The following is a 13,734-nucleotide window of genomic DNA, read 5'->3' on the forward strand; positions in this document are numbered from 1 at the left end:
CGTCGCGGTCATCAGATGGTCCATTCGTGGGGCGTCGCCTGGGCGGCGAGGGCGGCCACGGAGGTCTGGTCGAGGACGGCGCGCTCGGCCTCGCGGACGCGGTCCCAGAGCTGGTTGAGGATCCGCGCGGCGCGGCGGTCGGCCGCGGGGGCGGCGTCGCGAGCGGCGTCGTCGGGGCCCTCGACGGCGACGAGGATCTCGCGCACGGAGATCGTGTCGGGATGCTTCGCGAGCTGATAGCCGCCGGAGGCCCCCCGGGTGCTCACCACCAGCCCCGCCCCCTTGAGGTGGAGGAGGATCTGGACGAGATACCGCTCGGGGATGCCGTGCGACTCCGAGATCTCCCGGATTCGCAGCGGAGGGGCGTTGGGCCCCTGCTGCGCCAGGGCCATCACGGCCAGGCAGGCATATTCGGCTTTGGCGGTCACCTTCATCGGATGGGCCCAGGGTCTGGAGGCCGCCGGCCGCCACGCGAAGGGGCCTCGGCGGCGTGGCCGTGCTCGCGCGAGGTCGTCGCGAGACACCCAATGATACCTTACTTTAGTCCCGCGATCAACTTTCATCATCGGTCGGATCATGGCGATTCCCGTCGCCCCTTCGATCGACGCCCGCGCGTTGGATATCGGCCTTATCGCGGTACAATGAAAAAGGTTGCGAGCCGACGACCGTCTCGCCCTTCCCGAGTCCCACCCGGGTCCATCAAAGGAGAATCTCGAAATGTCGCGAGCCGACGCGTCGGGCGGAGTCATCACGCCGGCTGAATTGTTCGAAATTTCCCGACAAGACCGTCGGATCGATATAATCGATGTGCGGTCGCCGGCCGAGTATCGGACGGCGCACGCGGCGGGGGCGCGGTCGATCCCGCTGGATCGGCTCGACCCGGTCGCGGTGATGGGGTCGCGAGAGCGGCCGGACGCGCCGTTGTACGTCATCTGCGCCAGCGGTTCGCGGGGGCGGAAGGCGTGCGAGGCGTTCGCGGCGGCCGGCTTCCCCGGGGTGGTGAACGTGGAGGGGGGGACGAAGGCGTGGGAGGCCGCCGGGCTCCCGGTGGAGCGCGGCAAGGCGACGATCTCGCTGGAGCGGCAGATCCGGATCATCGCCGGATCGCTGGTGGTCCTGGGCGTGGCCCTGGGGGCGGCGGTGAGCCCATGGTTCACGGCGCTCTCGGCGTTCGTCGGCGCCGGGCTGATCTTCGCGGGCGTCACCGACATCTGCCCGATGGCGATGGGCCTGGCCCGAATGCCGTGGAATCAGGCGGGGGGCGAGGCCGGGAGTTGTTCCCGCTAGGCCCCGAGGACGAATTTCCGTTGGGACTTCAATCGACGCGAACATCATGACGAACTTGCTCGCCGCGCGGCTGCAGATGGCGATGTCGCTGGGCTTCCACATCATCTTCGCCGCGATCGGGATCGCTCTCCCCCTGATGATGTGCATCGCCGAGGCCTGCTGGCACAGGACGGGCGATCCGATCTATCGGACGCTGGCGAAGCGATGGGCGAAGGGGGCCGCGATCCTCTTCGCCGTCGGGGCCGTCTCGGGGACCGTCCTCTCGTTCGAGCTGGGGCTGCTGTGGCCCGAGTTCATGAACTTCGCCGGGCCGATCATCGGCCTGGGCTTCGGCCTGGAAGGCTTCGCGTTCTTCACCGAGGCGATCTTCCTGGGCGTCTACATCTACGGCTGGGACCGCATCCCGCCGCTCGCCCACTGGCTGGCCGGGGCCCTGGTCGCGGCCAGCGGCGCCCTCTCCGGCATCCTGGTCGTCTCGGTCAACGGCTGGATGAACACGCCGACGGGCTTCGACCTGGTGGAAGGCGTGGCCACGAACATCAATCCGCCGGCCGCGTTGTTGAACCCCGCGTTCGTCTCCGAGGCGCTCCACATGACCATCGCGGCCTACGCGGCGACCGGCCTCCTGGTGGCCGGGATCCACGCGATCATGCTGCGGAAGGACCGCGACAACCCGTTCCACCGCCGTGCGATGGGGATCGCGCTGGCGGTCGGCGGGGTGGCGGCGGTGCTCCAGCCGTTGAGCGGCCATTACTCGGCGCAGGTCGTGGCGGAGACCCAGGAGCTGAAGCTCGCGGCGATGGAGGCGCAGTTCCACACCGAGCGACGGGCGCCCCTGCGGATCGGCGGGCTGCCGGACGTCGGCTCGCAGACGACTCCCTATGCGTTGGAGATTCCCGGGGGGCTGTCGTTCCTGGCGTACAACGACCCGAATGCGGAGGTGAAGGGGCTGGATGCCTTCCCGTCCGACGAGCACCCGCCGGTGGCGGTCGTCCACGTCGCGTTCCAGATCATGGTGGCCTGCGGGATCGCGATGGCGGCGGTGTCGCTCTGGGGGGCGCTGGCGTGGTGGCGGACGCGGCGGCTGCCGACCGGCGGGGCGTTCCTCACGGCCGTCGCGCTGGCGAGCCCGCTGGGGATGATCGCGATCGAGGCCGGGTGGACCGTGACGGAGGTCGGGCGGCAACCCTGGATCATCCAGGGGGTGATGCGGACGAAGGACGCCGTGACCACGGTGCCGGGATTGTGGTGGTCGCTCGCGGCATACACGGCGCTTTACGTGATGCTGGGGGTCGTGGTGGTCATGCTGCTGTTGCACCAGTTCCGGAGCAGCCCCCGGGCCGAGGCTCCGACCGGGGAGGGGCTCTGAGATGGGATTCCTGACGTCGATGACGCCGGCCGAGGGGGTCGCGGCGGCGATGCTGGTCGCCCTGATCGTCTACGCCCTGCTGGGGGGGGCGGATTACGGCGCCGGGGTGTGGGACCTCCTGGCCCGGGGCCCCCGCGCCGAGGCCCAGCGAGAGCTGATCGCGCACGCCATCGGCCCGGTGTGGGAGGCGAACCACGTCTGGTTGATCGTGGTGATCGTGCTGCTGTTCACGTCGTTCCCGGCGGCGTTCGCCGTCGTCATGACGACGCTGCACATCCCGTTGTCGCTGATGCTGATCGGCGTGGTGCTACGCGGCTCCGCCTTCACGTTCCGGAGCTACGACGCGACCGAGCTGGCTCGCCGTCGCTGGAATCGGGTCTTCTCGATCCCCAGCGTCGTCACGCCCATCCTGCTCGGGATGGTGGTCGGCGCGATCGCCACCGGCGAGCCTGGCCGCGCGGCCGAGGCTGGGGGGCCGGTCCCGCTGCTGTCGACGTGGCTGCGGCCGTTCCCGATCGCCGTGGGGTTGTTCGCGCTCAACATCTTCGCCTACCTCGCCGCGGTCTACCTCACGCTGGAGACGGTCGACCGGGAACTCCGCGAGGACTTCCGGCGCAAGGCGCTCGTCTCGGCGGTGACGCTGGGCGTGGTGGCGTGGGTCGTCTATCTCCTGGCGCGTGATTCGGCCCCGCTGGTGTACGAGGGGCTGGATCGGGCCAGTTGGGGCGCGCCATTGCGGTACGCCACCGGCGCGATGGCGATCGCGGCCATCGCGGCGCTGGCGCTGCGGTGGTTCGCCCTGGCGCGGCTGGCGGCGGCGGCCCAGGTCGCGATGATCCTGTGGGGGGCCGCCGCGGCTCAGTACCCGTACCTGGTGCCGCCCCACCTGGACATGACGCGCGGCGTGGCGCCGCCGATCGTCCACAAGCTGATGCTGATCGCGCTGGGGATCGGCTCGCTGATCCTCGTCCCGTCGCTGATCTACCTGTTCCGGGTGTTCAAGGGGCACACCTTCCAGGGGGGGCGGCGGGACGAGGAAGGGCCGGTCAGGCCGACGCCGGCTTGAGCCAGGCCGGGGAGGACTGCTCGTAGCGGGCGATTTCGGCTTCCAGCAGCAAGGTCTCGGAGATCGCGTCGAGGCCCTTCAGCAGGCGCTCGCGGCGGGTCTCGGGGATCACGAACGGGACCTCAACCTTCGCCGATCCCTTCGTGACGGTGATGAGCAGGTTCTCCAGGTCGACGACGGCCTCGGCGCCGCCGGGGCCGGCGACCTCGTTGATCCGGTCCCAGTCGGCCTGGGGGATCTCGACGGCGAGCAGGCCGTTGTTCAGGGCGTTGCCCTCGAAGATGTCGGCGAAGCCCTCGTCCTTGCCGGGGGCGATGACGACGGCGAAGCCCCCCTGCGCGACGGCCCAGACGGCGTGCTCGCGGCTGGAGCCGCAGCCGAAGTTCTTGCCGACCAGGAGGACGCTGGCCCCCTGGTTCTCGGGGCGGTTCAGCGGGAACGCCGGGTCGAGCGCGCCATGCTTCTCGGGCTCGTCGATCGCCGGCGCGCCGCCGGCGACGTACCGCTTGTCGGCGAACAGGAGCGACCCGTAGCCGACGCGCTCGATCCGCTTGAGGTAGCGCGCCGGGATGATGAGGTCGGTGTTGACGTCGGTCCAGTCCAGGACCGCGACCTTGCCGCGATGGACGGTGAACGGGTTCATGGGATTGGTGATTCCGAGGGGGTCTGGTCGAGTGTGTTCGGATAGGGCCCTTCTCGGCGGCCCCCAAGGATGTCCCTTCTCCCCTCGTGGGAGAAGGTGGCCCGAAGGGCCGGATGAGGGGGACGCGACCGGGGACCTTGGACTTCAAGCCGGCGGCGTGACGGGGGGCGACGGCGGTCGCCCCCTCATCCGGCCTTCGGCCACCTTCTCCCAAGAGGGGAGAAGGACGATCGACGAGGGCTGGTCTCCGGCCCTCAGACCTCCAGCAGCCGGCGGACGTCGGTGAAGTGTCCGGTGACGGCGGCGGCGGCGGCCATGGAGGGGCTGACGAGGTGGGTGCGCCCGCCGGGGCCCTGCCGGCCCTCGAAGTTGCGGTTGCTGGTGCTGGCGGCGCGCTGGCCGGGCTGGAGCCGGTCGGGGTTCATCGCCAGGCACATGCTGCAACCGGCCTCGCGCCACTCGGCGCCGGCCTCCTCGAAGACGCGGTCCAGCCCCTCGGCGTGGGCCTGGCTCCGCACCTGCTCGCTGCCCGGCACGACCAGGGCCCGGACGCCCGAGGCGACCTTGCGGCCCTTCATCACCTTGGCGGCGGCCCGCAGGTCCTCGATCCGGCCGTTGGTGCAGGAGCCGATGAAGACCACGTCCACCGCGACCTGGTCGAGCGGCGTCCCCGGGGTCAGCCCCATGTACTCGAAGGCGCGCTCGGCCTCCGGGCGGAGCGAGGCGGGGAGTTCTTCCAGCGTCGGGATGTGGCCATCGACGTCCACGGTCATCGCGGGGTTGGTGCCCCACGTCACCTGCGGCACGAGCTTCGAGGCGTCGATGGAGACGTGCCTGTCGAACTTCGCGTCGTCGTCGGTCTTCAGCGTCCGCCAGTCGGCGATGGCCGCTTCCAACTCGCGGCCCTTCGGGGCGAACGGGCGGTCGACCTTGCTCAGGTACTCGAACGTCACGTCGTCCGGGGCGATCAGCCCGGCGCGGGCCCCACCCTCGATCGACATGTTGCAGATCGTGAGGCGGCCTTCCATCGACAGGGCCCGGATGGCCGGGCCGTAGTATTCGATGACCGTGCCGGTGCCGCCGGCGGTGCCGATGGCCCGGATGACGGCCAGGATGATGTCCTTCGGCTCCATGCCGGCGCCGAGCGTCCCGGTCACCTCCACGCCCAGGGCCTCGGGGCGCTTCCCCTGCCAGAGCGTCTGGGTCGCCAGGACGTGCTCGACCTCGCTGGTGCCGATGCCGAACGCCAGCGCGCCGAACGCGCCGTGGGTGCTGGTGTGGCTGTCGCCGCAGACGATCGTCGTGCCGGGGAGGGTGATCCCCAGCTCAGGGCCGATGACGTGGACGATGCCCTGCCGGCCCCCCTGGATGTCGAAGAAGTTCAGGCCGAACTCCGCGCAGTTGGCGCGGAGGGTCTCGACCTGCCGCTTCGACAGCGGGTCCTTGATGTTGAGCTGGTCCTCGGTCGGGACGTTATGGTCGATCGTCGCGAAGGTGAGGTCGGGGCGGCGGACCTTGCGGCCGGCGAGGCGAAGGCCGTCGAAGGCCTGGGGGCTGGTCACCTCGTGGACGAGGTGGCGGTCGATGTAGAGGAGCGTCGCCTCGTTGGTGACGGAGAGGACGTGACGGTCCCAAACCTTCTGGAACAATGTCGCTGGCATGCCCGATCCACCTCGGAAGATCGCTCGGAGAACTAGGGGGTGACAGGGGAAGAGGCCGATCCGGCGGCCTGGGTTCGGGCCGGTCAGGCCCTGGCCATCTCGTCGGCGTGATAGCTGGAGCGGACGAACGGGCCGCTGGCGACCTCGGCGAAGCCCATCGAGCGGGCCAGCCGGCCCAACTCGTCGAACTCGGCCGGCGGGACGTAACGCGCGGGGGGCAGGTGGCGCGGCGAGGGCTGGAGGTACTGACCCATCGTCAGCAGGTCGCAGCCCACGGAGCGCAGGTCGGCCAGGGCGTCCATCAGCTCCTCGGTGGTCTCGCCCAGGCCGAGCATGAAGCCGGTCTTGGTCCTGGTCTCGGGCCGGAGCTTCTTGGCGACCTCCAGGACGCGCAGGCTGACCTCGTACTGGCTCTTGCGGCGGACGTACTGCTGGAGCCGGGCGACGGTCTCCATGTTGTGATTGAAGACCTCCGGGGCGGCATCGAGCACGGTGGCGACCTGGTCCTCGTTGCCGTTGAAGTCCGGGGTGAGGACCTCGATCGTCGCGCCGGTCCGGGCGCGGACGGCGAGGATGCAGCGGCGGAAGTGGTCGGCTCCGCCGTCGGGCAGGTCGTCCCGAGTGACGGACGTGATGACGACGTGGCGGAGCTTCAGCCGGGCGCAGGCCTCGGCGACGCGCTCGGGCTCGTCATCGGCGACGGCCTCGGGCTTGCCGCGCTTGACGGCGCAGAAGCCGCAGGGGCGCGTGCAGGTCTCCCCCAGGATCATGAAGGTCGCGGTGCGCCGCGACCAGCACTCGGAGCGGTTCGGGCACTTGCCCGACTCGCAGATGGTCTCCAGGCCCAGCTCCGCGATGAGCCCCTGGGCGAAGTACATGCCGCCGCCGGAGGGGACGGGCCGCTTGAGCCATTCCGGGAGGCGTCGGGCCTTGCGGCCGATCTCGACCACGGGGGCGCCGCCGCCGCAGGATGGGGCCGCCCGGTCGTCCGGATTGTCATCCAGGACTGGGAGCGTAAGCATGGGTCAGGACCTTCCGCTTCAGCCGCGGGTGATGCGTGTAGACGTGGTGGCGGTCCAGCTCGAACGCCAGCTCCGTCCGGCGGACGATCGCCTCCCGCACCCAGGACATCGGGGTCGGACGCTGGCGGCGGGACTCCATCGAGGTCTGCCGGAGGATCGACCCGTCGGGCCCCGGCTCGACGAGCACGTCGAACAGGTCGAGGAAGGGGCCCACGTTGAGCGTAAACCCATGGTAGGCGATCCCCCGGCTCACCGCCACCCCGATCGTCGCCGCGCGGGCGCGTCCCAGGTAGATCCCCGGCGGGTCGTGACGGACCTCCCCCGGCAGGTCGAACTCGGCCAGGACTCCCAGGAGCATTTCCTGGATCCGCCGGACGTGCCCCATCGCCGTCGAGGCCTCGCCGCCGATCGGGGCGACGAGGTAGCCGGCGAGCTGCCCGGGGACGTGGAGGACGCAGCCGCCCCCTCGGTTCACCCAGTGCGCCCGGATGCCACGGCCCGTCAGCTCGGAGTCGTCCGGGGCGATGTGCGCCCGGCTCCCCGAGCGGCCGACGCTCAGCGTCGGCGGGTGCTCGCAGAGGACGAGAGTCGCCCCCTCGCGCTCGCCGTGTTCGAAGACCAGCCGGCGCTGGAGGGCCTGCATCTCGGCGAAGTCGACCGCCCCCAGCAGATAGACCTCCAGCGGCGGCTTTTCGGGCTGCGGCGTCATCGCGTCGGGATCCATCCGGAAAACGAAACCGCCCCCAGGTGATCGGGGGCGGCGCGGGGTCACGTCCGTATTTTACCGTCGGCGGCCCCCCTATCAACCGGGGGAGGCGGTTCGCCTCAGTAGGCCGCCGCGTCGACGACCTCGCCGCCGCCACGAGTCCCCAGCGCCCGCCAGACTTCCGGCGCGACGGTCTCCTTGAGGAACCGGGCGGAGGCGTCGCCGAACAGGACGTGGACCCCGCCGGCGTGGGGGCTGCGGGCCACGGCCGCCGCGTAGGTCGGGCCGCCGAGCCACTCGCGCGTGCTCATGATGTCGACCTCCGCGCCGCGCGAGAAATTCGAGGTCATGGCGGCGTTGGGGGCGCGGGCCGTGGTGAAGCCGGTCTGGTCGACGCCGCCGGCGGCCCAGGCCGAGTGGCCGGCGCTCCAGAGGAGGCAGGCGCTCTCGTCGCGGACGAGCACCTTGCGCTCCGGCGGCACGTCGGCCCCGGGGACCTCGTCGGAATTCTTGGAGACGAGCTCGCCGCCGCATTCCGTCACCTGGGCCTGCCGCACGCGGACCTCGGCCATGAGCAGCGTGGAACTCAGTCCGTCGGTGAACTCGGCGAACCGGCGGCTCTGGTTCGGCGAGAACGCCGACCGGCCCGCCTGCAGCCCGAAGCCCCCCCAGACGAACCAGTCCCCCACGCAGACGGAATAGTTCGTCCCCGCCGTCGCCGGCAGATCCGGGAACGCCGACGGGCCGTTCAGCGCCCGGCTCGACTCCGACGGGCAGATGAAGACCGAGACCGGGGTCCCGGAGACGGTGAGATTGGCGGCGGCCTCGAAGCTCACGGCGAAGTTCGCCGAGGCGAACAGGGCGCTCCCCTCCAGGAACGGCAGGAGCCGAGCGAGGGCGCTCCACCCCCGGTGGGGCGTCGCGTTCCGCGGCGTCACCGTCAGCATGAGCTGCGGAGGCAGCACGCCCCACGTCGACTCATAGTTCTGGAACGCTAGGCCGAGCTGCTTGAGGTTCGACAGGCACGAGATCCGCCGCGCCGTCTCCCTCGCCGATTGGACGGCCGGCAGGAGCAGCGCGAGCAGGAGCGCGATGATGAAAACCACCACCAGTAGCTCGATCAGGGTGAAGGCGGATCGATTCCGACCATTCATCACGGGTCGACTCCCACGCCGTCGCCATCGACGACCGTCCCCTCGACCATGCCGACGCACGACGCGGCGATCGAGGCGCCCCACGCTCGGGGTCGACGACCGCCGGGCGGGCCGCCCCGCGGCGAGTCTCCCCCGCCGTCGAACGTCGAGCGTTTAATGTACACACCTTTGAATCCGACGCAACAGGCGAGTCCGCGTTTCGTCCGCCGGACGGGCCCCGTCGCGAGGGCTTCCCCGCGCCCACGACCGATCGTCCGCGTGCCGCCGACGGCCACGGTCGCTCGGGTTGCGCGCTCCCTAACTATATCCCGATTCGCGAGATCGGCGAGGGCCGAATCGCCGGGCCCCGAGGATTGCGAGCGCCCTCTTGGATGCGAGGGGGCCTGTGCCGATGTCAGGGCGTATCGATCCGAGGCACGTCCGGGAGGAGTCGTCGGCCCCGCCGCTCGTCGATCTCCAGCCGGGCCAGCAGCCGTCGTCGGATCAACGTCAGGGCCTTCTCGGCCTCGGCCTCGGTGGGGGAGGGGAGGGCCACCAGGCCGCCGGCCCGCTTGTCATGGCCGCCCGCGTTGCCCATGTCGCCCACCACCTCTCGGAGCACTTCGCCGGCCTCCCAGCCTAGTTCGTGCGAGCGCAGGGACAGCCGTAGGCCGCCGCCGAAGAGGCCGGCGCACAACACCCAGTTGACCTGGTCGAATCGGACGAAAAAGTCCGCCACCTCGGCGACGATGTCCGGCTGGGCGACCTCGCCGCACCACGAAACGATCAGGTCGCGATAGAGCGACGCGTTGCCCAGCGACCGATGGAACGTGGCGAAGTAATTCTGCGGGAGCTTGGGGTTGCGGATCCGCGCGAGCAGATCCTTGTCGGCGCGAGGGAACAGCCAGACCGTCGCGCCGTCGTCGAGCGAGCAGGCCTCGCGCGGGTAGCCGGTCGTCTCCGACTCGATCCCGTAGAGCAGGGCGGTGGCCAGGCTGGGGGGTACCATCACCTCCTGCTCCAGGAGGTAGCCGGTGATGATCGTGCTGGACGCCCCCATGTTGGTGCGGACGTCCTGGAAGAGCACCCCCTCCAGGTCCCCCCCCGTGTCGTGGTGGTCGATCACCACGTGGGGGGCGGCGCTCTCGCTGCTGCGCCTGCCGGTGCGCGGCTGGGTGTCCACCATGACCACGGCCGCCTCGCGGTCGAACGCCACCGAACCGACGGGGGTGAGCGGCACGGGGATCAATTCCACCATCGCGCGATTCTCCGCGCGGGCGATCATGCCGTCGACGGTCAGGGTGACCGGCTTGCCCGGCAGTCGCGACTCCACCAACGCGCGGATGCCCAGCATGCTGGCCAGGGAATCGGGGTCCGGGTTGACGTGCGAGACGACCACCACGCGCTCGAACGGCTCCAGCACGGCCAGGAGTCGGTCGGACCGGACGCGGCGGGATTCGGGGCCTGCCCCGGGGTCTCGTGGTTCGCCCTCGCCGCTCATGGGTCGATCGCCCTCGGATCGCGACGTCGGCCGCGGCGGCCGGCTCGCCGCCGTCCCCCCGTGGTCGCCTGATCGTCCGAGTTTAAGTCACGGATCGCCCCGGCCGCCACCCATCGACCCGAGAAAGGCCCGGCCCGGGGATCCTCGATGAAGGAATTCCGACTTCCTCGCGAATCATGGCGCGGGGATTGCGAGAGCATTTCACCCGTCGGCGACCACCGTCATGGCCTCGAGCGAGGTCGCGGGTCGCTGGGGACCCACGAGGTCGAGTGGAGAATTCCGAAGATGAAGAAGGCGATCGCTTACCTGGCCTCCGCCGGGCTGCTGTCGGTCTCGATGAGCATGGTCGGCTGCGGCGACACGGCGGGCGTCCGCGAGGAAGTCCAGGCGACGGGCCCCGGCGGGACGACCACGATCGAGAAGGAGACCGAGGTCCACACCACCGGCGACAACCCGCCGGTCGTCACCCCGGCCGAGGGGACCTCGACCACGACCCCCGCCCCGGGGACGACCACCACGCCTTGATCGAGCCGGATACACTCCGATCGACGAGCCGCCGAGGGACCTCCCTCGGCGGTTTCGCGCGCGCCGGCCTTGCGGGAAAGCGCGATTTGGACGATGAATGCGATCGTCGCGGCCTCCGGGGCGAGGAAGCTCATGAGGATCGCCTCGCCCGCCGATGAAGAGTCGCGAGCCTCCCGACTTTCCGAGGGCGGGCGACGAACCGAGGAAGTCACCCGGCATGTCAAGGACGACCCAGCATCCAACCGTGTCCACCGGAGAAGCCAGGCCCAGGCCCCGATGGCTCAAGGCCCTCGGCGACGCCTCGCCGCCGGACTCGCTGGAGATCGACGGGCGGCCCCATCGCCTGGTCGAGGTCTTCAAGCACGACTCATGGGCCGCGACCTCGCTGTATATCGATGAAGCGGGCACGCGCCGGGTCGTGAAGCTGCACCGCAAGCAGTCGGCGTTCGGCGTCCCCCTCTCCTGGGTCGGCCTGATGACCGCCCGTCGCGAGTCCACGATGCTCGGCGCCCTCTCCGACCTCCCCGGCATCCCCGAGCTGTCCGGGCCGGTCGCCATAGGGGGGGCCGTCCAGCGCAACGGCGTGGCGCGCGAATTCGTCGAGGGCCACCCCCTCGGCGACCGCGAGCGCGTGGGGGACGACTTCTTCCCGGCGCTCGACCGCCTGCTCAAGACGATGCACGGCCGGCGGATCGTCTACGTCGACCTGCACAAGCGCGAGAACGTCCTGGTCGACGCCCACGGCCGGCCCTGCCTCTTCGACTTCCAGATCGGCGCGCGCTGGCCGCGATGGCTGCCGGCCGGCTTCGTCTTCGGGCTCCTGACCGCGAGCGACGACTACCACATGCGGAAGCACTGGGCGCGATGCCGCCCGGACCAGTACGCGGCCGACGCGACCACGGGCACGGTGCCGCCCCCCTGGTGGATCCGCGCCCACCGCCTCGTCGCCCGGCCGATCCGCGAGATGCGCAGGCGATTGCTCGTTCGGATCGGCGTGCGGACCGGCCGGGGCCGCGTCGAGTCCGAGCGGTTCGCCGAGCACGCCCTGCGCTCGACGCCGCCCTCGGACCGACAGGCGGCTTGACGGAATCGCCCGGATCGGGATCATGCCGATTCGCCGCCCCGCCCGCGCGGCACGTCGTCGCGCGGGGAGCGGCCGGCGGATCCCACGGAAGGGGCGAGTAGCCTTGGCCGAACCGCAGGACACCTCTCCGCGTCGTGGGCTTTGGCCCTGGATCTTCCTGGCCCTGTCGGCCCTGCCGGCCGCCTGGTACGTCCTCGCGTACGAAAGCGCCGTCGACCCCGAATTCCCCAGGGTCGAACGACGGACGTACAACACCTACCCGCCGGCCGCCTATCGCCTCGCCGAGGCCGGCGACACGATCGATTGCGTGGCCGTCTACGTCTCCTCGGCCGCGCTCATGCTGGCGGCCTGGGGCTGCCTGCGCGACCCGCGCCGGGGGCTCCGATGGGCCGCGCTGGCGCTGTCGGCGGTCGCCTTCTGGCACGCCGCGACCCCCGGCCCGCTGTCGAACGGCTGGCATGGCCTGGGCTGGCGCACGATGTTCGACTCCGCCGTCCCCGCGCCGCAACGCCTGGCGCTGGCCGCCTGCGCGCTGACGGCCCTGGCGGTCGTGATCCTCGGCGCCCGGCCCTGGAACGTCCGGGCCTTGCTCGCCGACGCGAAGGCGCGCGGCGTCCTCGGCCTGATCGCGGTCGCGGCCGTCCTGGTGGTCGTACGCCAGCTGCCGATGATCGATCGCGAGCCCTTCGGCTACTGGCCGCGCTGGGTGTACGTCTGGGGGATGCTGGCGTGGGCCTTCGCCATGCTGAGGCTCGCGCCCAGGGCCGAGGGGGGCCGGCGGAAGGCGATCATCGCCGCGCTGATCGTGGCGTCGGTCGGGCTCGACTTCGTGGGCCGTGGGATCTTCTGGTATCAGCGCCCGATCGGGCGGCTCCGCGAGATCATCCCGGGCCAGCTCTACCTCTGCGCCATGCCGACGTACGCCGGGCTCCAACTGGCCCAGCCGCGCTACGGCTTCAAGACGATCATCAACCTGTTCCCCGAGTTCACCGACGCGCGCAGCCCGCACTGGCCCGATGAGCAACGCTTCGCCCGCGAGAACGGCATCGCGTTGCATACCCAGTCGCCCGACGACCCGATCGGCATCCGGAGCATCCCGGAGACGCTGGAGATCGCCAACGACCCGGCCAACTGGCCCGTCCTGGTCCACTGCCACGCCAGCATGGACCGATCGCCGGCCTGGGTGGGCATGTACCGCTTCGCCTACCAAGGATGGCCGCTCGACGACGTGATCCGCGAGATCGAGCAGCATCGCGGCAGCCGCCCGAAGTCGTCGGTCACGCTGCTCTACAACCGCATGCTCCCCCGCCTCGCCGCCGAGCGCGCCGCCGCCGACCCGACCCTCCGCGAGTTCCGCGAGTTCGCCGCCGGCACCCCCGACCCGCTGGAGGAACTCCTCGCCCGCCAGGCGGAGCGCGAGGCGACTCGGCGCTGAGGTCCGGCCCCGGCCGTTGATTCCGTCCCCGCGCCCGCTATCCTGAACGAGGGCGCGAGGGCTCCCCGCCGACGGGCTGACGACCCGACACTGATCCGGCGGTGGCACGTCGGGTCCGATCGTCCCTCGGGAACGCCGCCGGCTGCGAATCTCCCCCCTTCACCCCTCGTGGGAGAAGGTGCCCCGGAGGGGCGGATGCGGGGGCGCGCGACCGAGGGCCGTGGGCCCGTCTCTCGTGGCGCGGGCCTGGCCCGAGGGACGCCGCCGGTCGCCCCCTCATCCGGCCTTCGGCCACCTTCTCC

The 13,734-nt window shown here is 71.0% G+C and carries 13 protein-coding genes; 6 read left to right on the top strand and 7 right to left on the bottom strand.

Annotated features, from left to right (window positions below; translation table 11 throughout):
- Nucleotides 1-11: 11 nt before the first annotated feature.
- Nucleotides 12-434 (bottom strand): Rrf2 family transcriptional regulator, encoded by a 423-nt coding sequence (locus tag WG209_RS20800; RefSeq protein ID WP_337177013.1) that lies wholly within the window; start codon nt 432-434, stop codon nt 12-14.
- 283 nt (nt 435-717) lie between these two features.
- Between WG209_RS20800 and WG209_RS20805 the strand changes: the two genes are divergently transcribed.
- From WG209_RS20805 to WG209_RS20815, 3 genes are read left to right on the top strand one after another with little or no spacing between them, the layout of a single operon-like run.
- The gene (locus WG209_RS20805; RefSeq protein WP_337177014.1) at nt 718-1,287 is read left to right on the top strand and encodes a rhodanese-like domain-containing protein; all 570 of its coding nucleotides are present in this window, start codon (nt 718-720) and stop codon (nt 1,285-1,287) included.
- 46 nt (nt 1,288-1,333) lie between these two features.
- The gene (locus tag WG209_RS20810; protein WP_337177015.1) at nt 1,334-2,656 is read left to right on the top strand and encodes a cytochrome ubiquinol oxidase subunit I; all 1,323 of its coding nucleotides are present in this window, start codon (nt 1,334-1,336) and stop codon (nt 2,654-2,656) included.
- Nucleotide 2,657: 1 nt separating this feature from the next.
- Entirely contained in the window at nt 2,658-3,722 is a 1,065-nt protein-coding gene (locus WG209_RS20815; RefSeq protein WP_337177016.1) for a cytochrome d ubiquinol oxidase subunit II, read from the top strand.
- On the opposite strand, the gene leuD is transcribed toward WG209_RS20815, so the two are convergent.
- The 6 genes from leuD to WG209_RS20845 form a co-directional block, all read right to left on the bottom strand.
- Complete coding sequence (leuD, locus tag WG209_RS20820; RefSeq protein WP_337177017.1) at nt 3,703-4,365, bottom strand: 3-isopropylmalate dehydratase small subunit; 663 nt, start codon at nt 4,363-4,365, stop codon at nt 3,703-3,705. The two genes, WG209_RS20815 and leuD, sit on opposite strands and share 20 nt — an antisense overlap.
- 254 nt (nt 4,366-4,619) lie before the next feature.
- Nucleotides 4,620-6,026 (bottom strand): 3-isopropylmalate dehydratase large subunit, encoded by a 1,407-nt coding sequence (leuC, locus tag WG209_RS20825; protein WP_337177018.1) that lies wholly within the window; start codon nt 6,024-6,026, stop codon nt 4,620-4,622.
- Nucleotides 6,027-6,109: 83 nt separating this feature from the next.
- Nucleotides 6,110-7,048, bottom strand: coding sequence for a lipoyl synthase (gene lipA / locus WG209_RS20830; RefSeq protein WP_337177019.1), 939 nt, complete (start codon nt 7,046-7,048; stop codon nt 6,110-6,112).
- Entirely contained in the window at nt 7,023-7,757 is a 735-nt protein-coding gene (locus WG209_RS20835; protein ID WP_337177020.1) for a lipoyl(octanoyl) transferase, read from the bottom strand. Before WG209_RS20835 ends, lipA begins: the two co-directional genes overlap by 26 nt.
- 116 nt (nt 7,758-7,873) lie before the next feature.
- Complete coding sequence (locus tag WG209_RS20840) at nt 7,874-8,908, bottom strand: DUF1559 domain-containing protein (protein ID WP_337177021.1); 1,035 nt, start codon at nt 8,906-8,908, stop codon at nt 7,874-7,876.
- 394 nt (nt 8,909-9,302) lie between these two features.
- Nucleotides 9,303-10,388: a DHH family phosphoesterase gene (locus tag WG209_RS20845; RefSeq protein WP_337177022.1), complete on the bottom strand. Its 1,086-nt coding sequence runs from the start codon at nt 10,386-10,388 to the stop codon at nt 9,303-9,305.
- Nucleotides 10,389-10,673: 285 nt separating this feature from the next.
- Here WG209_RS20845 and WG209_RS20850 point away from each other — a divergent pair, with 285 nt between their 5' ends.
- The 3 genes from WG209_RS20850 to WG209_RS20860 all read left to right on the top strand — a co-directional run bounded on the left by WG209_RS20850 (nt 10,674) and on the right by WG209_RS20860 (nt 13,432).
- The gene (locus WG209_RS20850; RefSeq protein ID WP_337177023.1) at nt 10,674-10,913 is read left to right on the top strand and encodes a hypothetical protein; all 240 of its coding nucleotides are present in this window, start codon (nt 10,674-10,676) and stop codon (nt 10,911-10,913) included.
- Between the two features lie 217 nt (nt 10,914-11,130).
- Nucleotides 11,131-11,997 (top strand): hypothetical protein, encoded by an 867-nt coding sequence (locus tag WG209_RS20855; protein WP_337177024.1) that lies wholly within the window; start codon nt 11,131-11,133, stop codon nt 11,995-11,997.
- Between the two features lie 103 nt (nt 11,998-12,100).
- Entirely contained in the window at nt 12,101-13,432 is a 1,332-nt protein-coding gene (locus WG209_RS20860) for a protein tyrosine phosphatase (RefSeq protein ID WP_337177025.1), read from the top strand.
- Nucleotides 13,433-13,734 lie beyond the last annotated feature (302 nt).

Source organism: Paludisphaera sp. (assembly GCF_037189885.1).
GTDB lineage: Bacteria > Planctomycetota > Planctomycetia > Isosphaerales > Isosphaeraceae > Paludisphaera.

What these genes read in the sequence shown, in the direction of transcription:
- WG209_RS20800 (WP_337177013.1), bottom strand. Translation starts at nt 434, where the DNA reads ATGAAGGTGACCGCCAAAGCCGAATATGCCTGCCTGGCCGTGATGGCC.
- WG209_RS20805 (WP_337177014.1), top strand. Translation starts at nt 718, where the DNA reads ATGTCGCGAGCCGACGCGTCGGGCGGAGTCATCACGCCGGCTGAATTG.
- WG209_RS20810 (WP_337177015.1), top strand. Translation starts at nt 1,334, where the DNA reads ATGACGAACTTGCTCGCCGCGCGGCTGCAGATGGCGATGTCGCTGGGC.
- WG209_RS20815 (WP_337177016.1), top strand. Translation starts at nt 2,658, where the DNA reads ATGGGATTCCTGACGTCGATGACGCCGGCCGAGGGGGTCGCGGCGGCG.
- leuD (WP_337177017.1), bottom strand. Translation starts at nt 4,365, where the DNA reads ATGAACCCGTTCACCGTCCATCGCGGCAAGGTCGCGGTCCTGGACTGG.
- leuC (WP_337177018.1), bottom strand. Translation starts at nt 6,026, where the DNA reads ATGCCAGCGACATTGTTCCAGAAGGTTTGGGACCGTCACGTCCTCTCC.
- lipA (WP_337177019.1), bottom strand. Translation starts at nt 7,048, where the DNA reads ATGCTTACGCTCCCAGTCCTGGATGACAATCCGGACGACCGGGCGGCC.
- WG209_RS20835 (WP_337177020.1), bottom strand. Translation starts at nt 7,757, where the DNA reads ATGACGCCGCAGCCCGAAAAGCCGCCGCTGGAGGTCTATCTGCTGGGG.
- WG209_RS20840 (WP_337177021.1), bottom strand. Translation starts at nt 8,908, where the DNA reads ATGAATGGTCGGAATCGATCCGCCTTCACCCTGATCGAGCTACTGGTG.
- WG209_RS20845 (WP_337177022.1), bottom strand. Translation starts at nt 10,388, where the DNA reads ATGAGCGGCGAGGGCGAACCACGAGACCCCGGGGCAGGCCCCGAATCC.
- WG209_RS20850 (WP_337177023.1), top strand. Translation starts at nt 10,674, where the DNA reads ATGAAGAAGGCGATCGCTTACCTGGCCTCCGCCGGGCTGCTGTCGGTC.
- WG209_RS20855 (WP_337177024.1), top strand. Translation starts at nt 11,131, where the DNA reads ATGTCAAGGACGACCCAGCATCCAACCGTGTCCACCGGAGAAGCCAGG.